This window comes from Deefgea salmonis (genome assembly GCF_020531905.1).
Lineage (GTDB): Bacteria > Pseudomonadota > Gammaproteobacteria > Burkholderiales > Chitinibacteraceae > Deefgea > Deefgea salmonis.
Genome location: NZ_JAJAWG010000006.1, coordinates 63,169 through 86,613, shown reverse-complemented (window position 1 = coordinate 86,613; position 23,445 = coordinate 63,169). Strand labels below are relative to the sequence as shown.

20 protein-coding genes are annotated in these 23,445 nt (G+C 48.1%); 6 read left to right on the top strand and 14 right to left on the bottom strand.

Annotated elements, in window-relative coordinates:
• The first annotated feature begins 242 nt into the window (after nucleotides 1-242).
• Complete coding sequence (gene fba / locus LG219_RS10515; protein ID WP_226764446.1) at nucleotides 243-1,277, top strand: class II fructose-bisphosphate aldolase; 1,035 nt, start codon at nucleotides 243-245, stop codon at nucleotides 1,275-1,277.
• Between the two features lie 169 nt (nucleotides 1,278-1,446).
• Here the strand turns inward: fba and LG219_RS10510 are convergent, their stop codons facing one another.
• The 7 genes from LG219_RS10510 to LG219_RS10480 form a co-directional block, all read right to left on the bottom strand.
• On the bottom strand, nucleotides 1,447-2,547 hold the full coding sequence (locus LG219_RS10510; RefSeq protein ID WP_226764445.1) for a response regulator: 1,101 nt from the start codon (nucleotides 2,545-2,547) through the stop codon (nucleotides 1,447-1,449).
• 168 nt (nucleotides 2,548-2,715) lie between these two features.
• Entirely contained in the window at nucleotides 2,716-5,925 is a 3,210-nt protein-coding gene (locus LG219_RS10505; RefSeq protein ID WP_226764444.1) for a hybrid sensor histidine kinase/response regulator, read from the bottom strand.
• Nucleotides 5,922-6,521: a SpoIIE family protein phosphatase gene (locus LG219_RS10500; protein WP_226764443.1), complete on the bottom strand. Its 600-nt coding sequence runs from the start codon at nucleotides 6,519-6,521 to the stop codon at nucleotides 5,922-5,924. Before LG219_RS10500 ends, LG219_RS10505 begins: the two co-directional genes overlap by 4 nt.
• Before the next feature lie 136 nt (nucleotides 6,522-6,657).
• The gene (locus LG219_RS10495; RefSeq protein ID WP_226764442.1) at nucleotides 6,658-7,071 is read right to left on the bottom strand and encodes an anti-sigma regulatory factor; all 414 of its coding nucleotides are present in this window, start codon (nucleotides 7,069-7,071) and stop codon (nucleotides 6,658-6,660) included.
• Nucleotides 7,061-7,429 carry an STAS domain-containing protein gene (locus LG219_RS10490; protein ID WP_226764441.1) on the bottom strand — a complete coding sequence of 123 codons (369 nt, stop codon included), beginning with the start codon at nucleotides 7,427-7,429 and terminating at the stop codon, nucleotides 7,061-7,063. Before LG219_RS10490 ends, LG219_RS10495 begins: the two co-directional genes overlap by 11 nt.
• Nucleotides 7,429-8,316, bottom strand: coding sequence for a protoglobin domain-containing protein (locus LG219_RS10485; RefSeq protein ID WP_226764440.1), 888 nt, complete (start codon nucleotides 8,314-8,316; stop codon nucleotides 7,429-7,431). The genes LG219_RS10490 and LG219_RS10485 overlap by 1 nt, the downstream gene beginning before the upstream one ends.
• 253 nt (nucleotides 8,317-8,569) lie before the next feature.
• On the bottom strand, nucleotides 8,570-9,988 hold the full coding sequence (locus tag LG219_RS10480; protein WP_226764439.1) for a cryptochrome/photolyase family protein: 1,419 nt from the start codon (nucleotides 9,986-9,988) through the stop codon (nucleotides 8,570-8,572).
• On the opposite strand from LG219_RS10480, the gene LG219_RS10475 reads away from it, so the two are divergent.
• The 5 genes from LG219_RS10475 (at nucleotide 9,978) to LG219_RS10455 (ending at nucleotide 13,880) form a co-directional block, all read left to right on the top strand.
• Nucleotides 9,978-10,148, top strand: coding sequence for a hypothetical protein (locus LG219_RS10475; protein WP_226764438.1), 171 nt, complete (start codon nucleotides 9,978-9,980; stop codon nucleotides 10,146-10,148). The genes LG219_RS10480 and LG219_RS10475 overlap by 11 nt on opposite strands.
• Nucleotides 10,149-10,400: 252 nt before the next feature.
• Nucleotides 10,401-10,955, top strand: a complete 555-nt coding sequence (locus tag LG219_RS10470) for a YqgE/AlgH family protein (protein WP_226764437.1) — start codon at nucleotides 10,401-10,403, stop codon at nucleotides 10,953-10,955.
• Nucleotides 10,952-11,368: a Holliday junction resolvase RuvX gene (gene ruvX, locus LG219_RS10465; protein WP_226764436.1), complete on the top strand. Its 417-nt coding sequence runs from the start codon at nucleotides 10,952-10,954 to the stop codon at nucleotides 11,366-11,368. Before LG219_RS10470 ends, ruvX begins: the two co-directional genes overlap by 4 nt.
• Before the next feature lie 137 nt (nucleotides 11,369-11,505).
• Nucleotides 11,506-12,468 (top strand): aspartate carbamoyltransferase catalytic subunit, encoded by a 963-nt coding sequence (locus LG219_RS10460; RefSeq protein WP_226764435.1) that lies wholly within the window; start codon nucleotides 11,506-11,508, stop codon nucleotides 12,466-12,468.
• 140 nt (nucleotides 12,469-12,608) lie between these two features.
• On the top strand, nucleotides 12,609-13,880 hold the full coding sequence (locus LG219_RS10455; RefSeq protein WP_226764434.1) for a dihydroorotase: 1,272 nt from the start codon (nucleotides 12,609-12,611) through the stop codon (nucleotides 13,878-13,880).
• Nucleotides 13,881-13,983: 103 nt separating this feature from the next.
• Here LG219_RS10455 and mltA read toward each other — a convergent pair whose 3' ends face one another.
• From mltA to LG219_RS10420, 7 genes are all read right to left on the bottom strand, one after another.
• Entirely contained in the window at nucleotides 13,984-15,201 is a 1,218-nt protein-coding gene (gene mltA, locus LG219_RS10450; protein ID WP_226764433.1) for a murein transglycosylase A, read from the bottom strand.
• Between the two features lie 12 nt (nucleotides 15,202-15,213).
• Nucleotides 15,214-15,465, bottom strand: coding sequence for a PhaM family polyhydroxyalkanoate granule multifunctional regulatory protein (locus LG219_RS10445; RefSeq protein WP_226764432.1), 252 nt, complete (start codon nucleotides 15,463-15,465; stop codon nucleotides 15,214-15,216).
• On the bottom strand, nucleotides 15,458-17,743 hold the full coding sequence (locus LG219_RS10440) for an NADP-dependent malic enzyme (protein ID WP_226764431.1): 2,286 nt from the start codon (nucleotides 17,741-17,743) through the stop codon (nucleotides 15,458-15,460). Before LG219_RS10440 ends, LG219_RS10445 begins: the two co-directional genes overlap by 8 nt.
• A gap of 209 nt (nucleotides 17,744-17,952) precedes the next feature.
• Nucleotides 17,953-19,134 carry a response regulator gene (locus LG219_RS10435; RefSeq protein WP_226764430.1) on the bottom strand — a complete coding sequence of 394 codons (1,182 nt, stop codon included), beginning with the start codon at nucleotides 19,132-19,134 and terminating at the stop codon, nucleotides 17,953-17,955.
• Between the two features lie 243 nt (nucleotides 19,135-19,377).
• A complete protein-coding gene (gene trpS / locus LG219_RS10430; RefSeq protein WP_226764429.1) occupies nucleotides 19,378-20,409 on the bottom strand; it encodes a tryptophan--tRNA ligase in 1,032 nt (343 codons plus the stop codon).
• Nucleotides 20,410-20,836: 427 nt separating this feature from the next.
• On the bottom strand, nucleotides 20,837-21,106 hold the full coding sequence (locus tag LG219_RS10425) for a hypothetical protein (RefSeq protein ID WP_226764428.1): 270 nt from the start codon (nucleotides 21,104-21,106) through the stop codon (nucleotides 20,837-20,839).
• A 13-nt stretch (nucleotides 21,107-21,119) separates the two neighbouring features.
• On the bottom strand, nucleotides 21,120-23,387 hold the full coding sequence (locus LG219_RS10420) for a mechanosensitive ion channel domain-containing protein (RefSeq protein ID WP_226764427.1): 2,268 nt from the start codon (nucleotides 23,385-23,387) through the stop codon (nucleotides 21,120-21,122).
• Nucleotides 23,388-23,445 lie beyond the last annotated feature (58 nt).

The following is a 23,445-nucleotide window of genomic DNA, read 5'->3' as shown; positions in this document are numbered from 1 at the left end:
AATTTAGGCTTGAAGTGGTATTAGATTGGCTCAGCCTTGCGCTGCGTCGTGCCAGTCGTGGGTGTCCGCCGATGCTAAAGGAGCTCGTAATGTAAGGCAGATCGACGACTTCTGTCTTTCAAACGACGTGTCATTCGCCGCTGTAGTGGTTTTAGTGCTTTCCCGAATGATGAATTTCCTGATTTGGCAGCATGTTTATTAGCACCTACAGTGCGCTGGTGCAACGCAACAAGGAAAAAACTATGCCCCTCGTTTCTCTGAATCAAATTTTGGATCATGCCGCCGAACATGGTTATGGCGTGCCGGCTTTTAATGTGAATAATTTGGAGCAAGTCCAAGCTATTTTGCAAGCGGCTGATGCCACGCGCAGCCCCGTTATTTTGCAAGCCAGTGCGGGGGCTCGCAAATATGCGGGTGAGTTATTTTTGCGGCAAATGATTCAAGGCGCGGTGGCCAGTTATCCGCATTTACCAATTGTGATGCATCAAGATCATGGCACTAGCCCTGCAGTTTGTATGAGCGCGATTAGCAATGGCTTCTCGAGTGTAATGATGGATGGTTCATTAATGAGCGATGGTAAAACTCCCGCCAGTTATGAATACAATCTTGAAGTGACTCGCGAAGTGGTGAAAATGGCGCATAGCTTTGGTGTGTCAGTTGAGGGCGAGCTTGGGTGCTTAGGGCGTTTGGATACCGGCATGGGGGAAGAAGAGGATGGTGTAGGGGCCAATCGCGCCTTAACGCATGCTGAAATGTTAACCGACCCTTGGCAGGCCAAAGAATTTGTCTTGGCAACAGGGGTTGATGCATTGGCGATTGCCATTGGCACCAGTCATGGGGCGTATAAATTTTCATCGCCACCGACTGGATCGGTATTGGATATTGATCGGATTAAAGAAATTCACGATGTCATTCCGAATACGCATTTGGTGATGCACGGCTCTTCCAGCGTGCCACAGGATTTATTGCAACAAGTTCGAGATTTTGGCGGTGAGCTCAAGCCGACCTGGGGTGTGCCTGTTGAGGAAATACAGCGGGCGATTCGTTGGGGCGTACGCAAAATCAATATCGATACCGATTTACGCTTGGCAATGACCGGTGCCATACGCCGACATTTGATTGAGAATCCTGCTGATTTTGATCCGCGGCAGTATTTAAAGCCCGCCATTGCCGCAATGGCGGCAGTGTGTCGGGCGCGCTATATCGATTTTGGTGCGGCAGGCCAAGCGGATAAAATCAAACCCAAAGCATTAGAAAAAATGTTAGTTAAGGCATAGCAAAAACAAGGGGTATTTAACTGCAGATATTAATTAATAAGGTCTGTAGCTAAATACCCCTGTTGCTTTATAAGTGTCTGGCTTTAAGACCTCGCCAAGCGAGAAAAAACCGTGACAAGGCCTTCATCGTGCTGCGTTGACGTTCTCTTTGGACCGAGCTGTTTTCAGTTTACTCATCGGGTAAAGCATCTTTAAGCGTTTCAGCGATCTCTTCAAATTCATGCTGTATCACCATAAATGCCTCGATCACGCGTGGGTCAAAATGTGTACTTTTGCCCTCTAGTATGATTTTGACTGCGACTTCATGACTCATTGGCGGCTTGTAGGCCCGTCTTGCGCGCAAGGCATCATAAACATCAGCCAGTGCCATTAAGCGAGCAGAGAGCGGAATTTGATCGCCTTTTAATTGCAATGGGTAACCACTACCATCCCATTTTTCTTGGTGTGAGTAAGCAATTTCTTTGGCATAACATAAAAAAGCGCTTTCTTTGCCCATCACGGTTTCCGCGGCAAGAATCGCATCGCGTCCTAAACGGCAGTGCTCTTTCATGATTTCAAATTCGGCGATGTCGAGTTTGCCAGGTTTAAGCAAAATTGCATCCGGAATCCCCACTTTGCCGATGTCATGCAGGGCTGCCGATTTTTCAAGTAAGGCAATATTGGCCAGATTGAGTTGTTGGCAAAAATCAGGGTGGTGCATTAATTGAGTGGCCAGTCGCCCTACATAATACTGCGTACGGCGAATATGATTACCAGTATCGTTGTCGCGAGTTTCTGCCAATGAAGCCATCGCTAAAATAATCGCATCTTGGGTATGCTCTAATTCTTCGGTTCTTGCTTTCACTTTTGCATCTAAAATTTCATTTTGATTTTTAAGATTATTGAGTAATTGAAACAGCAATAAATGGTTGCGAACCCGCGCTAATAAAATAGGCGGGCTAACGGGTTTTAAAATAAAATCAACGGCCCCCACTTCAAACCCGAGCTGCTCATCAGCCACATCGGTCATTGCGGTCAGAAAAATAACCGGTATTTTGCTGGTGCTGGGCTCAGCTTTTAATCTTCGGCATACTTCGTAACCATCAATACCCGGCATGATAATGTCGAGTAAAATCAAATCGGGCAATTCAAGCTGTACAACTTCGAGCGCTTGTTCACCATTGACCGCGACTTTAAGTCGATAGCTATCCTTTAGTAAATGCATTAATAGCATCCTATTTTCTGGGCTATCATCAACAATTAATAAAGTCGGTAACGGGTTTGTATTCATTGAATTTAATATCCAAAAATATAAAATCGAAGCTAGAAAATAAACGCTATACCATCCTTGTGCTTATATTTAGTTAAGCAAACCCTGCATTTTCGCGTCTTGCCATTGTTGCCTATTGATTGATTTATTTATTTTCCATAAGCCTGTTTGTTGGTATTTAATTGATATTCAATGTGAGTTGCTGGCGAGTAAAAGGTTTAATTTGATATGCGCCGCCGAAAAATCACAGCAGTCAATGGTTGACTTGAGGTTATTAAGGTCATCATGGCTAAAAATAGATGAAAAAGTAGTTCGATGCTGTTCAAAGAAATCCAGCGCTTCACCATCCATTTGTTTTAATAGAGATAATAATTCATCAATTAAGATATGTTCTTCTGGGCTTGCTGAACGTGCGTTGTTTTTAGTGGTATTCGCCTCGTTTGATGGGCTATTAAAATTGGAGAGCACATTAGATATCGCTTGTAATGCCGATTCAATTTTAATGAACCAAGGTGTTAAATTATTTTGGTTGTTTTCTGCGCGTAAAAACTGCTCAATCACGCCGGCATCTTCAGCCAATTGAGTTGCACCTAAATTGGCCGCGACACCTTTAATCGTGTGAGCATAACGAGAAGCGGTTGCTTGGTCATTATTTGCAATCGCCGCGTTGATACGGGGAATGCAATCGAGCTCACTTTGGCAAAATTGGCGGAGTAATTGTAAATATAAAGGTTTGTTATTCATTAAACGGCTTAGCCCGCCGATTAAGTCCATCCCGGGTAATTTGGCAATTGCACTTAATGTGCTACTCATTTCCGCGGCTGGATTATCCGGTAGTGAAGGGGGCACCATTGAGTGGGTCGGCATGGCCGACTCAAGCGGGGTGTCAATCGATTGGGTTGTGGCCCAATGGGGGGGGGATTGGGGCTCAATTGGCGACGTAGATGACAACTTTTGAGTTCTCCAATGCTGTAAGCGCTCAAAAAGAACCGCAGGGTCAATGGGTTTGGAAATATGATCATTCATTCCGAGTGATAGGCAGCGTTCTCGCTCCTCGACCATGGCATGCGCGGTCATGGCTAATAAGGGAATGTGATCGTAGCGGGCGTCGGCTCGGATATGTCGGCTGGCTTCATAGCCATCCATAACAGGCATTTGCATGTCCATTAAAATGACTGAGAAATATTGATTGGGGTGCTGCTCTAAAATCTGAATGGCTTCTTGTCCATGATTAGCAATCGTGACCTCAATGCCGACAGAACTCATTAATTCATAGGCAATTTGTTGATTAATTAAATTGTCCTCTGTGAGTAAAACGCGAATGCCGTTGAGCAATAAATGATTTTCTTGATCATTGCTGATTTGATCGCTGCTATTTGATTTTTGCTCCGGGGCAAAAAGCTCGACCATGCAATCGACTAAACTCGATGCGGTTACCGGCTTGACAATCACCGCATCGAGCAAATCATCACGAACGGTTTGATGGACTTCTTCACGCTCAAAAGCAGTGACTAGAACAATCCGAGGTTGATCTTGTCCGGGGATGTGTTGGCGGATTTCTCTGGCCGCAGTAATGCCATCCATGCCCGGCATTTGCCAATCCATTAAAATCAAATTAAACGGATTTTTATGCTGCAAAGCACCTAGCGCCATTTCGACGGCGGCCGCGCCCGAGTCACAAATTTCAATTTGCACCGGCATGGTCGATAAAATTTCATGCAATAGCTGGCGGGCGCTATCGGTATCATCAACCACTAAAATGCGTAAATTATTCACTTTACTCGGGAAAACTCGCGGTACATTTTCAATGTCATCATGGCCAAACCAAGCCGTAAAATAAAAGCAACTGCCCATGCCGGGCTGGCTAGTGAATGCCATTTGGCCAGACATAATTTCAACCAAGCGTTTGCTGATGGTTAAGCCCAAACCGGTGCCACCATATTTGCGCGTGGTGGTGCTGTCGGCTTGTGTAAATGGCGAAAACAAGCGCTCTTGTTGTTCTGCGGTCATGCCAATGCCACTATCGCTGACTTTAAATTCGAGCTTGACGCGATTGTCGAGTTGTTCAATCAAGTTAATGCGAATATCAACTTCACCGCGATCGGTAAATTTAATTGCATTGTTAATTAGGTTGGTTAAAATTTGCCCAAGCCGTAATGGATCACCAATTAAATGGGCTGGAATACCGGTTAAAGGATGAATAATAAATTCTAGGCCTTTTTCATAGGCTTTTTGGCTGGTGATCGTACTGACATTCACCAGCACTTGATCGAGCTCAAATTTGATCTGCTCGATATGGAGCTTACCGGCTTCTATTTTTGAAAAATCGAGAATGTCATTAATAATACCCAGTAATGACGTGCCGGCATTGTGGATTTTGGCGACATAATCATGTTGTTTTGGGTTTAAATCGGTTTTTAAAGCCAAATGACTCATGCCGATAATGGCATTCATGGGTGTGCGAATTTCATGACTCATATTGGCCAAAAACATCGATTTGACGCTCGCAGCATCTTCTGCTTTGTCTTTGGCGATTTGCAATTCAACTTCATTTTTTTTACGTTGACTAATATCTCGCGCAAATAAAGTGGCAACCCATTCATCATTTTGTTGGTAAATCGTGATGCCAACTTCTATGGATAATGTACTGCCGCTTTTATTTTTTGCTTCTAGATCCCAGAATAAATTACCGACTTTGTTTTTTGAATGTTCATTCAAATGTTGATTTAATATTTCGTAAAGTAGTGATTTTTCAGGTAGTGAAATTAAATCGACAATCCGTTTGCCGATGGCAAATTGTCGTAAAAAACCAAATGTGAGTTCAGCGGCACGATTCCAATCGGTAATCATGCCTTGATTATTGAGTAGTGCCACTGCAACGGGCGCGCCTTCAAGCACCGCGCGAGAACGTGCTTCGCTGTCGGTGAGCGCCATGGTGCGGCGTTCTATTTCTTGTTCTAAACCATTTTGTTGCTCGGCTAATTGTATGTTTCGGCTAGAAAGCTCGGCAAAAAGCGCTTCTCGGCTTGGTTGTGTAATGATTTCTTGAAGGGTTTGCAATATCGCCGGCGAGATATTTTGTCCTGCTAGCGCAAATGAGTAAGACCATTGTTGCTGCGCGTTACGACTGTTTTTTTTAAAAAATGTTTCGATTTCCTGTGGCGCACAGGTCAGTGCGGATGTGGATAAATAGATGGATTGCAGGTCGTAGTCTAGCGTTAAAATGCTATTTTTTTCATTGACTGCGGAGCGAATCAGGAGCGAAAAGCCAATAGCATAAAAATCAATGAGGTGGGTTGGCAATTCGATGATTTGTAACATGCGTCGAAATTTAGTTCGCGCAGTCAATAAACTGGCTTCAGTATTGATCTCGATTTGCCCTAAGGGGGATATTTTCATGGCAGATACCTCACCGCGAGGCAGGTCGCATCATCATGCTCTTTGCCATACTCGCGTAAAATCTCCACACAAAATCGATTGAGGGGGAGCGAAAACCAAGACATCAAACGCAGATTGTCGAGGTGTTCACTAATGCCATCGGTGACTAAAAAAATAAGATCACCCGCAATCAACGGTGTTTCAACAATACGCAGGGTTGGCATAATTTGCCCTAAAATTCCCGATTGCGCCGCAACACCCTTGGGTTGATCTTTCATTCGGTACAAAATGGTGTTGCCAATCCCCACGGTGCGCAGCAACGGTGGTTTTAAGTGGGCCAGCGTCATTGCTGTTCCGCGACTACCTTTGAGTTGAAGGTGTAACTCATGCATCAAACCCAAAATGTCGCTGCTGGCATGGGTTTTTAACCATGACTCACAAAAACGAGCCAATTCATGCGCCTCTTCGCCATGGCCAAGGACGTCGATAATGCCGATGAGTAGGCTGTCCTCAAGGTCAATCACCACATAGCCGTCACCGGTGACGGTTTCACCAAAGCAGGGTCTGCCAATATGGGCGTGCTGATAAGGGCGTGTTGTTGGCTGTGTCATTTCCATTGCGATACCTGCATGCTGCAATTGCAGCGCGAACTTTAGTCGATAAATAAAAATGACGCGTGATTTGAGTGCGTTGATTTGTCCGCATTGACGAGCAACGAAGTCGTGGTCTGCGGTGTTCTATTTGGCGTGCTATTTAATATTGATTAATCCATTTTTTAACGCGAATTCGCGTGCCGTGATTCATTTTTGATTGAATTTCAAACTCATCGACCATGCGTTTAACGCTCGGCAGCCCCAAGCCTAAAGTACCTTTGCTACTGAAATGGTCTTGCATGGCTTGTTCAATATTGGCAATGCCCGGTCCCCGATCTTCGGCGATGATTTCAATGCTGTAATTACTTTGGTAATGAATATAAAGCTCGCCATACTGCGCGTATTTCACAATGTTCATTGCCAGCTCAGAGATACAGGTGGCGATTTGCGTTGCCAATCCGGCATCGTTAAAACGTGACATCATTTCCGAATAACTGAGCATCACAGCGCCTCGGACATCATCCTCGTTATTAATGTCAAAGCGCTCGCTCGGTGAGCCCAAATTAGCGTCCATTTAATAACTCCAGTGCTTGCGTTACGCTATTGGCACCTTGTATCGCATTGAGTGCAACATTGAGCGCACATAAACCGGCAATAATGCCGGGGCGTAAACCAACAACAATGGTTTTGGCGCCAATCAGTTTGAGCATTTGTGTGGTGTTGACGATCTGAACAAAGCTCTCGCCATCTAAAATAGTGATGCCTGAAACATCGAGCAATACGCCTTTGGCACTGTGCTTGATGGTCAAACTCAGTAGATCTTCACGTAGCCATTGCAACAACATGGTATCGGGGTCGAGTTGGATTGAAGCGTAAACAGCGCCAGACACCATCGAGACCGGGATGCGCCGCTCCTCATTGGCAAAATCCATTATGTGACCGTACGACCAATGATTTTAAAAGCTTGCTCAAGTGCATCACGTAGCGTGGCGGTTGAATTCACCTCGTCGACATTAATCCCCAGATTGACAATGGTTTGGGCGATGGCCGGCGAGATACCTGAGATCAGGCTGATACAGCCCATGAGGCCAGTTGATTTGGTGATTTTAAATAAATGATTGGCCACCGCCGAGTCAACGACAGCGACGCCAGAAATATCCATGATAAAAACCTTGGCGCGCGTTTCGCCGATACGCGACAAAATCGTCATCATGATGTCTTGGGCACGTTTCGAGTCGATGATGCCAACCACGGGCAGCATTAAAATGTCTTGCCAGATTTGTGTGACTGGCGTGGACATTTCCATCAACGCTTTACTTTGTTTGCTGATGCGCTCGTTAATCAGGCGTGAATAGGTTTCAACGACAATGGTGATATCAAAGTGCATCAGTTTGGTGAGCGCACTAATGGCCGAGCTGTACTCTTCGCTATACAGGCCGCCATCGTAGAGCTTTTTAGTGAAAATAATAAATGACACATTCATTGCGGCAAAATAGCTGGGTAAAGACAGACCAACGCGGGCATGGACTTCACCAATTTTTCGTCTTTCTTGCACGTAATTATCATCAACACGGGCATTAAAAAAGCTACGCCAATAATTGATTTGCTCGCTACGCGCACGACCCATCACTTCAGGATTGCTAAATAAAACCTGATATTCAGGTAGCTCAGCAATCCATTCATAAAAAAGCACGGCGTATTCTTCGAGTTTGGGGCTGATGATCGCGCCATACTTACGAACCATCACCAAGTCGCTTTCGTCAAGATCATGCATCTTCATTAAGCCTGACGTTTTCATTTCTCTTAGGTCGGTTTGCATTGATTTGGTCCTTTTGACTGGCTGACGAATGCAGTTGGCATTGGTTTGGTATAGCAGACGCATCCAGCGCAAGCAATCCATTCTCGTCGCAAATTGACGTCGTTGGTCGGCGGAAAATCAGGCAGTAAAAAAAGGGGGATGTTGTTAGATAAATGCAGTAAAACCAAGTGCTTGATGTTGGGTGTCATCAAGTGTGCAGCCAGCGTCTTTAGAAAAAACGCTGGCCGTTGCATGTCAGATAAAGTCAGGCGACTTAGTGGTTTTTATACAGCGCCAGTGCCGCAGCGCGTTGCTCGGCATGGTCAACGATGGGTGGGAAGTAATCGGTTTGCTCTAAGAAACTCACAAATAATGCGCCGCGCCGATCATTGGCCGAAAAAGCCCACGGAGAATGGATCGCCACATCGGGTAGCTCAGCTAATTCGGGCACATAGCGACGAATAAATTGCCCCTCGGCATCAAATTTTTCCGATTGTAAAATGGGATTGAAAATTCGGTTGTAAGGTTGTGCATCGCAACCGGTGGACGCTGCCCATTGCCAGCCACCGTTATTACTGGCTAGATCGTAATCGAGTAAGTGTTCGGCAAAGAATTTTTCGCCCCAGCGCCAATCAACCAAAAGATCTTTGACCAAAAAGCTGGCGGTAATCATGCGTAATCGATTGTGCATATAGCCGGTTTGCGTCAATTGGCGCATTGCGGCGTCGACAATCGGGTAGCCGGTTTCGCCAGCGCACCATGCGGCAAATAATTCAGGATGATTCGGGAACGGCAATTGGTCGAGCTCGGGCTTAAACGTATGCTCAACCACATCAGGGCGGTGCCATAAAATTTGCGAATAAAACTCACGCCAGATGAGTTCCGACAGCCAAGTTTCAGCGCCAATGCCGCCGTGTTCATGGGCAAAACGCACGAGTTCACGAATCGATACCGTACCAAAACGGATGTGCGCCGAAAGATAAGAAACGCCTTTAATCGCCGGGAAGTCACGAGCGTCTTTGTAATCATTAATACGGCGTTTGAAGTCTTCGAATAGTTTTTCCCCGCCACTCATGCCCAGTGGTGCTTTTAATTGGGTGAGATTGGTTTTGGCAAAACCCAGTTCTTTAAGGCTCGGAAAGTATTGTGGCTTCAGTGGCTTTAGCTGTTTGATCACGCGGTTGACTGGGTAAGCAGCAACATCTTGCTCGCGTAGCGTGGCCAGCCACGTGCGTTTGTACGGGGAAAACACACTGTACATACCGCCGCTTTGCGACAAGATTTGATCTTGTTCGAAAATAACTTGGTCTTTATAGGTATTGAACGCTACGCCTTTTTCTTTAAGGCTTGCAGCCACATACCCATCGCGCTCAATCGCTTGTGGCTCGTAATCGCGGTTGCAATACACGGCGGTGATGCCAAATTGTTCGACCAGCGCCGGGATTTCTGTGAGTGGATCACCATGGCGCACCACCAAGTCGGTATTGTATTGGCGCAACTCGGTTTTGATTTCTTTGAGCGCTTCCCAAATAAACTCTACCCGGCGGTCTTGCTTAGGAAGGTCTTTTAAGATTGTCGTATCAAACACAAAAGCCAGAATCACTTGATCGGCATTTTTTAACGCTTCATACATCGCGTGATGGTCAAATAAGCGCAAATCGCGGCGCAGCCAGACGAGGGCGGTGGTAGTCATATTTATTCCTTATGTGGGCCTATCAGACCATGAAATCGAACCACTGAATCGGTGTGGTTTGCCGATGATCTCGGCGGCGGCGCTGGATGTTCAGCGACACGAAGATCGACTCGATCTACCTCACTTTGAGCTTGGCGGCGTGGCTAATCAGATGGGGTGAATGTTCTATCGCGACATCTTAACACTGCTCTGTAGGCTTAGCTGAGTTGTGCTTATGATTTAAAAATCGAAAAATACTTATGTTTGCCGCTGGCTTGGCTTTCATTTTGGCCAGAGTCGCAATGAAATTTAAATTTTAGCACCTGCTTTGCTTTGAATCAGGGGTGAAGAAAAACCAGCGATAAATCCATGCAACAGGGCAGGAAAATCTCTGGCCTTGTGCGATAATTGCGCCATGGAAAACGCCAACACTATGAATCTTTCTCAGCACTTTCTGATCGCGATGCCGAATCTGGTCGATCCTATTTTCGCTAAATCACTCACTTATGTGTGTGAACACAATGAAAAAGGCGCGATGGGGGTGATTATGAACCGTCCGCTCGGCATGACGCTGACGACCTTATTTGAACAAATCGATCTGGAAATGCATCGTCCAGATGTGGCTGAATTGCCGGTTCATTTCGGTGGGCCAGTGCAGACTGATCGTGGCTTTGTGTTGCATACCCCATTGGGCGATTGGCAATCTTCTTTAATTATTTCTCCCGAAATCGGTTTAACCACGTCAAAAGATATTTTATTGGCGGTGAGCGAAGGCAAAGGGCCAGAAAAACTGTTTGTTTCTTTGGGCTTTGCCGGTTGGGAAGCGGGCCAGCTAGAAAAAGAAATCTTTGAGAATTCTTGGCTGACGGTGCCGGTTGAAACGATGCAACAACTGTTTGATATCCCTTCTGAAGAACGCTATGCCGCTGCGTTGGCTTTATTGGGCGTGGATGTGGCGATGTTGTCCAAAGAGATTGGCCACGCATGAGTACGATTTTAGCTTTTGATTTTGGTGAAGTGCGAATCGGCGTGGCCACCGGGTCGACCGAAATCGGGATTGCGACGCCCGTTGAAACTATTGCTTTTGAAGAAAACGATAAAAAATTTGCCCGCATCGAGGCGCTGATTAAAGCATGGCAACCTTCGCTGTTGGTGGTGGGTTTGCCGTGTTATCTCGATGGCACCGAGCATGATATGTCGCGGCTTGCGAGAAAATTTGCCAATCGCCTAAATGGGCGATTTTCTTTGCCGGTGCATTTGGTCGATGAGCGCTTAAGTAGTGCGGCGGCCAGCTCGGCTTTAAATGAGACGGGTTTAAAAGGTCGTAAACAAAAAACTGCGTTGGATCAAGTGGCGGCGATGCAAATTCTGCAAACTTACTTTGATACACCACCCGTCTAAAGACGCTAGAAAAAATATGTACCACAGAGGCACGCAGACACAGAGCAAGCGAAAACTGGGTAGTGCAAATTACGCCGTTCTCTGTGCCTTGGTGCCGCTGTGGTGGGTTTAAAACGAATTTACTTCGCGAGGAAGCTATGTATAACCCGCAACTGAACGCCCAAGGTGAGTTGATTCATTTACTCACCACCGAAGGGCTGCCGCGTCGTGTTTTGACGCAGATTTTGGATAAAGCCGCCGAGTTTGTCTCGGGTGGTGAGCTGGTGAATCAAAAATTCGCCGATTTAGCTGGCACTTCGGTGTTTAACTTATTTTTTGAGAACTCAACGCGTACCCGCACGACGTTTGAAATCGCCGCTAAACGCCTGTCGGCCGATGTATCGAGCTTGAATATTCAAGCTTCCAGTACCGCCAAAGGCGAAACGCTGCTCGATACGATTCACAATATTGAAGCGATGGGCGCGAATTTATTCGTTGTTCGCCATTCAGATTCGGGCGCAGCGCATCTGATTGCCAAGCATGTGAAGCCAGGCGTCGCGGTGGTGAATGCGGGCGACGGTCGCCACGCGCATCCAACGCAAGCGATGCTCGATATGTTCACCATTCGCCATTACAAAGGTGACTTTACCAATTTGCGGGTGGCGATTGTGGGTGATGTATTGCATAGCCGCGTGGCGCGCTCGCAAATTCATGCTTTATCGACTTTGGGTTGCCCTGATATTCGTGTCATCGCGCCAAAAACCTTGTTGCCAACCGGCATCGAGCAGCTTGGGGTGCATGTGTATCACGATATGGAAGCAGGCCTGAAAGACGTTGATGTGGTGGCGATGTTGCGCTTGCAAAATGAGCGCATGGCTGGGGCGTATCTGCCGTCAACGCAGGAGTTCTTTAAGGTCTACGGTCTTACCCCAGAAAAATTGGCATTTGCTAAGCCCGATGCGATTGTGCTGCACCCTGGGCCAATGAATCGCGGCGTTGAGATTGATTCGGCCGTGGCCGATGGGGATCAAGCGGTGATCTTGCCGCAAGTGACGTTTGGTATCGCGGTACGCATGGCGGTGCTGAGCATCGTGGCGGCCAATCAACGTGAATTGATTTAGAAAAATCTAACGCAGAGACGCAGAGAAAGACAAAACCTAGATAATTTCAATCAGTATTAGGTTGGCTTGAGAACCTACGAGAATTGACTTGTTTTACCTCTGTGTCTCTGCGCCTCTGCGTTGAAAAAATGGGTTAAAAAATGAAAAATATTCTGATTAAAAATGGTTGCTTGGTCGATCCGATTGCCGGTACGGAGCAAGTGGCTGATTTGTATTTAGCGGGCGGCAAAATCGCTGCGGTGGGCGCTGCGCCAGCTGGGTTTGCCGTTGATCAAACCATTGATGCGACGGGCTTGATTGTGGCCCCGGGCTTGGTTGATTTGGCCGCGCGTTTGCGTGAACCCGGTTTTGAGTACAAAGCGACGCTCAAATCAGAAATGGCCGCTGCCGTTGCCGGTGGCGTAACTAGCGTGGTGTGTCCACCCGATACTGATCCGGTGCTCGATGAATCAAGTTTGGTGATGAATTTACGCCAACGGGCTAAAAGTCTTGATCTAGCGCGCTTATATCCGGTTGGTGCGTTGACCGTGGGCCTCAAGGGTAAAGAAATTACCGAAATGGCGATGCTGGATGAGGCCGGTTGCGTGGCGTTTTCGCAAGGCGATGTGCCGATTGCTGACTTGCAAGTGCTGTACCGCGCAATGCAGTACGCGGCCAATTTTGGCTTTGAGCTGCGCCTGCGCCCTGAAGAAGCGTCGTTGGTGAATGACGGTGTGGCGCACGATGGTCCGTATGCATCACGCTTAGGTTTGACTGGGATTCCGGTGATTGCTGAAACCATCGCCGTGGCACAAATTGTGCAATTGATGCGCGCCACCGGTTGCCGCGTGCATTTAGCGCGAATGTCGAGCGCTGCGGGTTTGGATTTGGTTCGCGCCGCGAAGGCGGAAGGGCTGCCGCTGACCTGCGACGTGAGCATCAACCACATTCATTTGGCCGATATTGATATTGGTTTCTTTGATAGCCAATACCGTTTTGATCCACCACTGCGGGCGGTTTCTGATCGCGATGCGATTGTTAAAGCGCTCAACGACGGTACGATTGATGTCATTTGCTCGGATCATTCGCCAGTGGATGATGACGGTAAATTGCTGCCGTTTGCGCAAGCTGAGCGCGGCGCGACGGGTTTGGAATTGTTGCTGCCGTTAACGCTCAAGTGGGCCAGCAGTCAGTCTGTAAGCTTGCCGCAAGCGCTGGCAAAAATCACCTCAATGCCCGCCAAAATGCTTGGCTTTGAAGCGGGATTAGCCGTTGGCAATCGCGCTGATTTGGTGGTGTTTGACGCCAACGCACATTGGCAAGTGATTCCTGAACGCCTAAAAAGCCAAGGCAAAAACACGCCATTTATTGGGCATGAAATGCTGGGTAAAGTGAAGTTCACCTTGGTGAAGGGCAAAGTGGTTTTTGCTTAATTGGTGGGTATATTTATGCAGACTATATACTAATTGGTTTGTAGCTAGATACTTATGGTGGGTATAAAAGGGCAGCGCGGAGCTGCCCTTTTTGTTGCCTTGATTATTTCGGCAGTGCTTGCCCTTTTGGCCACAGTAGCCACAGGCTACCGCTTTGCTTCATTTCTCCAGCGAGTTCACCCGCCGCGTCGCCCGTACCCCAAAAAAAATCGGCCCGGACACTACCGCGAATGGCGCCGCCAGTGTCTTGCGCTGCGACTAAACGATGGATGCCGCCGGCGTTATCAGGCCGTGTAGTGGCGATAAACACCATGCTGCCCAGCGGGACGATATTCGGGTCGACAGCGATACTGTACGCCGCAGTAAGTGGCACGCCGAGCGAGCCGATTGGACCGTCATTGCTGGCCGGTAAAGTGCGGAAAAACACATAGCTTGGATTGCTATTGAGTAATTCATCCACCCGTTTGGGGTTGGCTTTGGCCCAAGCGCGAATGGTTTGCATTGAGACTTCGCTGGCTGGCAGCAAGCCTTGTTCGACCAACCAGCGGCCGACTGGCTTATACGGGCGACCATTTTGGTCGGCGTAGCCTAAGCGTAATTGTTCACCATTGCTGAGTTGAACGCGCCCTGAGCCTTGAATTTGCAAAAACTGCACGTCCATTGGATCGTTCAGCCAAGCCAATACCGGGGCATTGACACCATTTTTGACAATCTCGGCGCGGTCAGCAAAAGGCACTAATTTATTGCCGGCGACTTTACCGCGTAAGCGTTTGCCTTTGAGTTCAGGATAAACGTTATCCAAGGCGACGGTAATCATGTCTCGCGGTGGGCCATAAACGGCTTGATTGGCGGTATGGGTCTGCAGGAGGCTACCGGCATAGACTGGCTCGTAATACCCTGTGATTAAGCCCGTGGTGCTTTGGTCTGGATTTTGTAACTGGTAGGGTGTAAGTCGGGTTTGTAAAAACTGGCGAATGGCCGGTGTGGTTAGCGCGACATTGGCGGCGTCTTGACAAATTGGCGACCAAACTGGATTTTTTTGTAGTCGAGCGCAGCCATTACGCCACGCTTGAAAACCTTTGACCAGTTCATCTTGCGACCAAGCCGGTAGCGCTTGCCAGCTGCTGGCGACATAGCGCGGTGCGGCTGTTGCTGTGGGGCTGGTGAGTTCGGTGCTGGGGGTGACTGGGGATGGGCTAGGTTGCGCTGGTGGCGTGACTGGCGCAGTGCCGCAGGCGGTAAAAAAACTGGCCAGCAACAAGCTGGCCAGTGTGTGCTTTAACGCCAAAGTAGGGCGTTTGGCGGGGCGACGTGCAATCATTGTGATCCGTTTTTAACTGTGTTCAGGGTTAGGGTCGATGTTTTGTTTAAAAGCGGCTAAGCCGGCTTTTTGCATTTCGAGCGTTTTAACCGTCATTTGCAGCATGCCAATTTGCATGCTGAGCCATTGTTCGACGGTTTTGCACTCGATAATTTTACGCTCGATTTCTTCTTCGGTCAGCGGTGGAATAAATGGATTACTCGCACCTTGCTTGAGCATATTGGCAAAAAAGCCAAAGGGATCGCTTGGATTAAACTCACTCATTATTTTGCTCCTCAGCCATTGCGGCTTCAACGGCAGCCAATGCAGCCATATTAATAATACGGCGAACGGATGCGGTTGGGGTCAAAATATGTACCGGTTTGGCCATGCCCATCAGAATCGGGCCAATCGTCACGCCATCGACTGCGGTGGCTTTGAGTAAGTTAAACGAAATATTCGCCGCATCCAAATTCGGCATGATCAGAATATTGGCTTCCCCTTTCAGGCGAGAATTGGGGAATACTTGCGCCCGAATCGCAGTTGAGAGCGCGGCATCACCATGCATTTCACCATCGATTTCTAAATCAGGCGCTTGCTCAGTGACGATGCGCAGTGCCTCTTGCATTTTACGTGCCGACGGACTTTCGTTGCTGCCAAAGCTTGAGTGACTCAATAGCGCCGCTTTTGGCGCAATCCCGAATTTACGCACTGCTTCTGCGGCCATCAAAGTGATTTCAGCCAATTGTTCGGCGTTCGGGTCGGCGTTGACATAGGTGTCGGTGATGAAAATATTGCCCGAGTGCAATAGCAAAATATTCATTGCCGCTGTCGTTGAGACGCCCGGTTTTAAGCCCAATACGTTTTTAATGTGCGCCAAATGGTTGTGATACAAGCCGTAAGTGCCGCAAATCATGGCATCCGCTTCGCCACGCTCGACCATTAATGCGCCAATGAGGGTGGTTTTACGGCGCACTTCGGCTTTGGCGAGGTCTTCTGAAACGCCTTTGCGTTGCATGATGCTGTAATACAGCTGCCAGTATTCGCGATAGCGCGGATCATTTTCTGGGTTACAGACTTCAAAGTCGACCCCAAGGCGAATGCGTAAACCGAGCTTATCAATTCGTGCTTGAATCACCGGTGGGCGGCCAATCAAGATGGGCTGGCATAAACGCATATCAAGTAATTCTTGGACGGCATGCAAAATGCGTTCATCTTCGCCTTCACAAAACACTACGCGTTTTTGGGCTTTTTTGGCGGCCATAAATACCGGTCGCATAAAGAGGCTCGATTTGTAAACAAACTGCGTGAGTTCTTCGATATACGTTGCCCAGTCTTCAATCGGGCGTGTGGCGACGCCGCTGTCCATCGCTGCTTTGGCGACAGCCGGCGCAATTTTAACGATCAGGCGCGGATCAAACGGGGTGGGAATTAAATATTCAGCACCAAAAGCCAGTGTTTTTCCGCTATAGGCATTGGCAACCACATCGGACAATTCGGCGTGTGCCAGCTCGGCAATCGCGTTCACTGCCGCGTGTTTCATCGCCTCATTAATCGTCGTGGCCCCGACATCGAGTGCACCACGGAAGATAAATGGGAAGCAAAGTACGTTGTTCACTTGATTCGGATAGTCCGAGCGACCCGTACAAATAATCGCATCTGGGCGTGCTGCGCGGGCTTCTGGCGGAGTCACTTCAGGATTTGGATTGGCCAGCGCCAAGATCAATGGCGAAACCGCCATGGTTTTGAGCATTTCGGCATCAATCGCGCCCGGGCCTGAAAGGCCTAAGAAAATATCGGCCCCCACTAACGCTTGGGCTGGTGTGCGAATATCAGTGTCGCGCGCGTAACGCTGCTTGGTTTCGTCCAGTGGGCCACGGCCGTTATAAATCACGCCTTTGGAGTCGCAAACAAAGATATTGCTTTTTTGTACGCCCAAAGAAACCAGTAAGTCTAAACACGCAATTGCGGCGGCACCGGCGCCGGAGGCGACTAATTTAACGTCGGCGATGTTTTTATTGAGTAAGGCGAGGGCGTTTTTGACCGCCGCGCCAACAATAATCGCGGTGCCATGCTGGTCATCATGAAACACCGGAATATTCATTCGCTCGCGAAGTTTTTTTTCTACATAAAAACATTCGGGCGCTTTAATGTCTTCGAGGTTGATGCCGCCAAAAGTCGGTTCCAGCGAGGCAATGATTTCAATCAGTTTGTCGGGATCGTTTTCGTCGATTTCAATATCAAAAACGTCGATGCCGGCGAATTTTTTAAATAGGACGCCTTTGCCTTCCATCACCGGTTTACCGGCCAGTGGGCCAATATTGCCCAAACCTAAAACGGCGGTGCCATTGGTGACCACGGCAACTAAATTACCGCGCGCGGTTAAATTGCGCGCTTCAGAGGGGTCGGCAACGATGGCATCGCAAGCGGCGGCCACGCCAGGAGAGTAGGCCAGTGCTAAGTCGCGTTGGCTGGCTAATCCTTTGGTGGGTACGACTTGAATCTTACCCGGCTTTGGGAAACGGTGATATTCAAGTGCTTTCTTTCTGAGTTCTTCGTCCATGATCTGCCCCTAGTGCGTGTATCGATGTGAGTTGATGCTGGGGGAATATGGCGCTGAAAAGTATTAGGGATATTCCCACAGACGTGGATAAATGATGTCGATGGCTAAAAAAATAAGTCTAAATCTTATAGGTATTGCTCGCAAATGAGTATGGTTAATAGTTTACGTGGCTATACCCATTATGATTATCATCGTTGTAGAGTGAGTAATTAAAACAACATGATGTCATCGCTATCATTTTCGGCCTCTGGCGCGGTGGGCGTTATGGCGTGTGGTGATTGCTGAGTGAGGTAAATTAAGGTGGCAATCACATGAGAAAACTCATCGTCGAGCGATAAGCCTTGATCGTAAATTTGTGTGGCGGCCGCTAGGCTTTGCGCAATCATATCCAGTAGTGCCCCTTCTTGTGAATCGGTGAGGCCTAAATACACCATCTTGTGCTCAAATTTCTCTTGTAATTCGCTAAACAATCGCATCGAAGAGCCAGCTTGCTGGCGGTATTCATTTTCTAATTTTTGAATAGACGATTGAATCAGTGTGATGGCGTTGAGGGTGAGCTGCTGCTGGCCACGAATTTGTCCTTCATTCAAAATGCCATCCAATCTGGTTTCTGCGGCCTCGACCAAAATGGCGATATGGTCACGTAAACGGCCACATAAATCGGGCTGGCTGATGGGCATGTCTTTGACTTGCAAAATAATTCGGGGGAAGTTGATGACCAGTCGTTTGCCCATTTCATAAATGCGCTGCGGGTCTTGCGCTAGCGTTTGCAACATATGCTCTTCCAGTGGGCTGCTGCGTCCTTGGCTATTGAGCGTGGCAAGGGTGCCTTGGTGATGAATTTGGGCAGCGACTTGAACTTGAAACTTGGCGGTGGTTTGTACCAGTGCTTTGAGTAAGCTGGCTTCGTCGGGGGCTAGACTGGCTTTTTTAAAAAAATTGATCACCGTACCCAGTTCAGCTGAGTTTGAAATGGCTTGCATCGCGGTATCGGTGGCCGCTTGCACCGAGCTACGCAGCTGCTGGGTTTCTTCGATGCTGCGTTTAAACAAAATGAGTTTTTGTTGCAGCTCGTCATTAAAAAACGGCTTGCTGATAAAGTCGTCAGCACCGGCATCGTAGGCGGCTAAATAATCGCCTTTCTCGGTGCTGGCGATGAACAGTAGCTGGCCATTGGGGTTGTTTTTTTTGTATTTTTGGCAAACGGCATAAGCGCTTTGGTCGGCTAAATTGCCGTCGATTAATAAAATATCGGGTGCAATATCAGCCAGCACGGCCATTGCTTGATCGCTGCTCTGAGTCATTTGTATTGTAAAGTGCGCACCGAGTTTTTCTTGCAGTGCTTCGTAGGCAGAACAATCTTGATCAACAATCAGTAGCGTGAGTGACATTGGCTAACTTTCCATTAAAAATGGCTGATAAGTATGCGCACAAAAGTTGGGTGACAAAGCGCCCAAGCCGCAGACAGTACGTTGAGTACGAATAGGGCGAGGCCGCGCGGTGAGAAACTTTTGTTTTAATACTTAAGTGCAATGGCCTTCGCTTGAGCTAGGCCAAGAGCAGAACGTGCCTGCATCTTGGCGTTATAGATTAAATTTTGCAATGTGGCAGCTTAGTGACAGTTTGGCGTTGGATTAAAAATAATACATCCCCATGGCGGTTTTTACTTTATGCAAAGTCAGGGCGGCAGTTTGTCGCGCTTTGGCTGAGCCGCAGAGTAAGAGTGACAAAACGGCATCGGGATCTTTGGCCAATTGCGCACGGCGCTCACGTATTGGCGCAATTAAGGCTTGTAGTTGTTCATCGAGGCGCGTTTTGATCACTTGGTCGGCTAAGCCGCCATGTTGATATTGCGCCTTGAGTTGCGCAACGTGCAGTGGATCGACGTCAAATGCATCTAAAAAGCGAAATACCACATTTCCTGCAACTTGCCCGGGGCTAGCGATGGTGAGGTGTTGGGCGTCGGTGTACATGTTGTTGACGGCTTGATGAATTTTGTCGGCACTGGCAGAGAGGGCGATGTGATTGCCCGCCGCACGGCTCATTTTCTTTTTGCCATCAATACCGGGTAAGCGACTGGTGTCGGACAATAGCGCGCTGCATTCACTGAGAATGTCTTCGCCCACCATCCGGTTAAAGCGGCGAACAATTTCATTGGTTTGCTCAATCATCGGTAATTGATCGGCCCCGACCGGAATTAAAGTGCCGCGTAAGGCGGTAATGTCAGCGGCTTGGCTAACGGGGTAGCTTAAAAAACCAGCGGCTACATTGCGATCTTGCCCTTTGGCTTTGAGCTCGGATTTAACGGTGGGATTGCGCTCTAAGCGAGCAATGGAGACCAGATTCATCAAGTAAAACGATAGCTCCGCTAGTTCAGGCACCATCGATTGAATCAAAATGGTCGACTTTTTCGGGTCAATGCCGACGGCAAGGTAGTCCAGTGCCACATCAATCACCGACTGCCGCACCGCACGATAATCGCCTTGATGGTCGGCCAAGGCTTGCGTATCGGCTAATAAAATAAATGGCTGGTGCGTTTCTTGTAGGCGTAGGCGTGTTTGTAATGAGCCAACATAATGGCCTAAATGCAAAGGGCCCGTGGTGCGATCGCCAGTGACCACGATGCTGGACGCCGATGAGGTCGGATGAGTAGAGGGTTGTGACATGCTGCTGCTCCTTAAATCGGGAGCCGCCGGATGGGATAGGGGTAGAAAACAAAAAAACCTGTCACCGTAATCCGGCGGCAGGTTGTGTCGAAACAAACAAACCCAGTGCCGCCTAGAGGCGCCACCAGTAATAAGAAACTGAAAGAGTGTGTTTGCTTAAGTTCATGCGCCAATAGTGACAGTGTTGACTTTAGGCCGTCAAGTGTTTTGCTTTTTTGCTGCGCCGTGATGATTGAATCAACTAGGGTATTGGCTTGAGAGACTTTATTTTAAAGGTGTTTATCAATATACCTAAAATTTTTTGGCCATATTCCGATTACGTGTTGATGGTTTTAAGTGCCTGCGGCACAGCATCAACACCAAGTCTAAACATGGCCAAGTTTTTGTGAGTCGTTAGTGGGGTTTGGCCCGTGCGGATACGGCCGATTTAGCGCAGCACAGGCTTTCGGCAGAGGCGATAGTAGGCGATGGGGGCGGCTTGTGGTTTGCTGCTGCGCGCAACGCTCACAAAAATATGCCAATCGCTATCAACGAGCTTTTGGTTGATTGCAGCAATCAATCCATGTGGATTAGCAATTGAACAGTGCTTAATCAGCTCCGTGCTGGTGCATTGCCGTTGCCGACGGAGTCTTTGATAAACAGTGCTTTCATCGGGGTTGAACTGGGCAAGAAGGGTGGGAGACATCGATTCGGACATGGTTCAATAAGCCTTAATTGGCCGCCGTCTTGCCGGATGCAAGTGCGGGGTCTGAGGTTTGGAGTTGGATTTTGAGTGGGCTGCTGACATCCAGATGAACGTCTCGTTGCGGGTAAGCAATGCAAATATCGTGTTTGCGAAAGCTCGCATCGATCATAAAGCGCAAATCGCTGGCGACTTGACGACCAATCGTTCCTGCGCCGATATCGAGCCAGTAATAAATGCCAAAGGTGAGCGCATCGGCAGCAAAGTCTTCGAGTAGGATTTCAGGGGTTTTATTTTTACAGATTTGCCCGTGGCGCAGGACTTCTTCTTCGAGTAATTTTGCAACAAGGCGTAAATCACTGCCATAGGCGACACCGACCTGAAAACCTTGGCGAATGATGCTGTTGGTGTAACTCCAGTTGGTGACATTTTGTTCGAGAAAAGTACTATTGGGCACCAAGGTATCGATGCCATTGACGTCGCGCACCACGGCTGCGCGTACATTCATATCGACCACTGTGCCTAAAATGCCCGCCACGGCAATGGTGTCACCGGGGCGAAAAGGGCGCTCGAGCAGCATCATCAAGCCGCTGATTAGGTTTTTAAGTAGTGTTTGCATGCCAAAACCCAAGCCAATGGCAATCGCACCGCCTAAAAAAGCAAAAGCGGCGAGTGGGATTTGGACAATCAGTAATGAATTAATCAGTAGGCCAATAAAGGCAATCGATAAGATCCAGCGTTTGGCGATTCGAATTGAGACTTCAGGAAATCGGCTACGTTGGATGAGGGCTTTTTCGATGAAATGGCTGATGAAAATACACAGCGCGAAACCGACTGTAATGAGTAAAACGGCGATGCACATTTTGCCGATGGTCACCCCGCGTGAAATATTAATACGCTGGCCATCTACTTCGATATGGTCGTTAACGCTAAATAATTCATAGTGCCAAACTTGGCTCAGCTGTGTGTGCATCTTTTCTTGCCAATAATCGGTGCGCATGGACAGCGTTTTATCTTGCTGTGCGGTTTCATTGAGCCAGCGATTAAATTTTTCATCTGAGCGGCGTAAATCAATGGCAGATTCGCGGTAGATGGCTTCTCTTTCTTGCCAAGTCTGTCGTAGAACTGCTGGGGTATCGCTCGCTTTACTCAGTTGATCTAGCTGGTCTTGAGCAATACCTGCCGATTTTTGCATGGCAGCCCGCATGTTGCGCAAGGTGTTTAACCAGTTTTGTGCTTCTTCATTTAAGCGCTGAATTTCAGCTTGTTTGCCACTGTTTTTAAGTGAAACGCGTTTTTTCCAAAAACGATTTTCTATGGTGTTGGTCATCATCAAGTCAGACAAAACCCCCGATTCAATGGCGAGTGTTTCAAGCTGCTGTTGCAGCGCTTGTTCTTGTTGATCCAAAGTGGATTGTTGTGTTTGCAATTGGGTTTTATTGCTTGTTTTTGCACTGTCCAATTGGCGATTGAGTGTTGTGCGCTGCGCTTTGATTGCGTTGAGCTGTTGGCGTAGCTGTTGCTCTTTATTGATTTGAATGTTTTGTAATTGGGCGTAGTGCTGTTGCTGCTGGGTAATGTGTTGCAGCTCGTCATTGAGCACTTCGCCTTGCAATTGATTTTGATTGGGGCCTAGCGCGGTATCCAGTGCCAATACCTGCTCACGGCGCGCTTGCAATTGCGCACGGTTAAATTGTTGTCGCGCGTCGATACTGGCCAGCGTTGCTAGCCAAGTGTCTACTTTATGTTGTGAAATGGCGACTTGGGCGGCGATTTGCGTACGCGTGCTTTGCGTCGTGGTTTTTTCAAGTAAGCCTTGATGGAGGCGGAGCTCCGCTTGGGCTTGGCCTAGTTCATCGTGAATGGTATTGAGATAGGTTTCTTGTACGCTGAGGTTGTTGCGTAACACATCGATTTCTTGCTCAAGCAATTGGCGCTCATTTTGGCGCTGTACATCGCTTTGGCTGGCATGGATGGGGGTAATGCGATTGTCTTGCTGATCTAAGGCGTTTAGGCCATTGAGTGCGGCAATGTGTTGGCGGTAGGCATAAATTTCGAGCGTGAGCCAAAATCGACTTAATTCACGATCGGGTGAGTTGGTGTTTTTTTCTAAGGTGGCAAGGGCCGACTGGGCTAGTTCCAGCCGCTGATTTAAGCGTACAAATTCACTATCGCTGCTGATGAGTGCTGCGCTACTACTGGCGTTATTCTCTGGTCGCGCCAACAGTAAATCAATGGGCGCCGCTACGACGTTTGAGAGTAGCAGTAGCAAAAATACAGCAAGAAAACGAGTCATAACATATGTAGTCTGTGGCAGAGGTTGTGGTATTTTACGCGTTCCCACAGGGAATGAT

Excerpts from the sequence above, each read along its gene's own strand:
- fba (WP_226764446.1), top strand. The coding sequence starts at position 243 with ATGCCCCTCGTTTCTCTGAATCAAATTTTGGATCATGCCGCCGAACAT.
- LG219_RS10510 (WP_226764445.1), bottom strand. The coding sequence starts at position 2,547 with ATGAATACAAACCCGTTACCGACTTTATTAATTGTTGATGATAGCCCA.
- LG219_RS10505 (WP_226764444.1), bottom strand. The coding sequence starts at position 5,925 with ATGAAAATATCCCCCTTAGGGCAAATCGAGATCAATACTGAAGCCAGT.
- LG219_RS10500 (WP_226764443.1), bottom strand. The coding sequence starts at position 6,521 with ATGGAAATGACACAGCCAACAACACGCCCTTATCAGCACGCCCATATT.
- LG219_RS10495 (WP_226764442.1), bottom strand. The coding sequence starts at position 7,071 with ATGGACGCTAATTTGGGCTCACCGAGCGAGCGCTTTGACATTAATAAC.
- LG219_RS10490 (WP_226764441.1), bottom strand. The coding sequence starts at position 7,429 with ATGGATTTTGCCAATGAGGAGCGGCGCATCCCGGTCTCGATGGTGTCT.
- LG219_RS10485 (WP_226764440.1), bottom strand. The coding sequence starts at position 8,316 with ATGCAAACCGACCTAAGAGAAATGAAAACGTCAGGCTTAATGAAGATG.
- LG219_RS10480 (WP_226764439.1), bottom strand. The coding sequence starts at position 9,988 with ATGACTACCACCGCCCTCGTCTGGCTGCGCCGCGATTTGCGCTTATTT.
- LG219_RS10470 (WP_226764437.1), top strand. The coding sequence starts at position 10,401 with ATGAATCTTTCTCAGCACTTTCTGATCGCGATGCCGAATCTGGTCGAT.
- ruvX (WP_226764436.1), top strand. The coding sequence starts at position 10,952 with ATGAGTACGATTTTAGCTTTTGATTTTGGTGAAGTGCGAATCGGCGTG.
- LG219_RS10460 (WP_226764435.1), top strand. The coding sequence starts at position 11,506 with ATGTATAACCCGCAACTGAACGCCCAAGGTGAGTTGATTCATTTACTC.
- LG219_RS10455 (WP_226764434.1), top strand. The coding sequence starts at position 12,609 with ATGAAAAATATTCTGATTAAAAATGGTTGCTTGGTCGATCCGATTGCC.
- mltA (WP_226764433.1), bottom strand. The coding sequence starts at position 15,201 with ATGATTGCACGTCGCCCCGCCAAACGCCCTACTTTGGCGTTAAAGCAC.
- LG219_RS10445 (WP_226764432.1), bottom strand. The coding sequence starts at position 15,465 with ATGAGTGAGTTTAATCCAAGCGATCCCTTTGGCTTTTTTGCCAATATG.
- LG219_RS10440 (WP_226764431.1), bottom strand. The coding sequence starts at position 17,743 with ATGGACGAAGAACTCAGAAAGAAAGCACTTGAATATCACCGTTTCCCA.
- LG219_RS10435 (WP_226764430.1), bottom strand. The coding sequence starts at position 19,134 with ATGTCACTCACGCTACTGATTGTTGATCAAGATTGTTCTGCCTACGAA.
- trpS (WP_226764429.1), bottom strand. The coding sequence starts at position 20,409 with ATGTCACAACCCTCTACTCATCCGACCTCATCGGCGTCCAGCATCGTG.
- LG219_RS10425 (WP_226764428.1), bottom strand. The coding sequence starts at position 21,106 with ATGTCCGAATCGATGTCTCCCACCCTTCTTGCCCAGTTCAACCCCGAT.
- LG219_RS10420 (WP_226764427.1), bottom strand. The coding sequence starts at position 23,387 with ATGACTCGTTTTCTTGCTGTATTTTTGCTACTGCTACTCTCAAACGTC.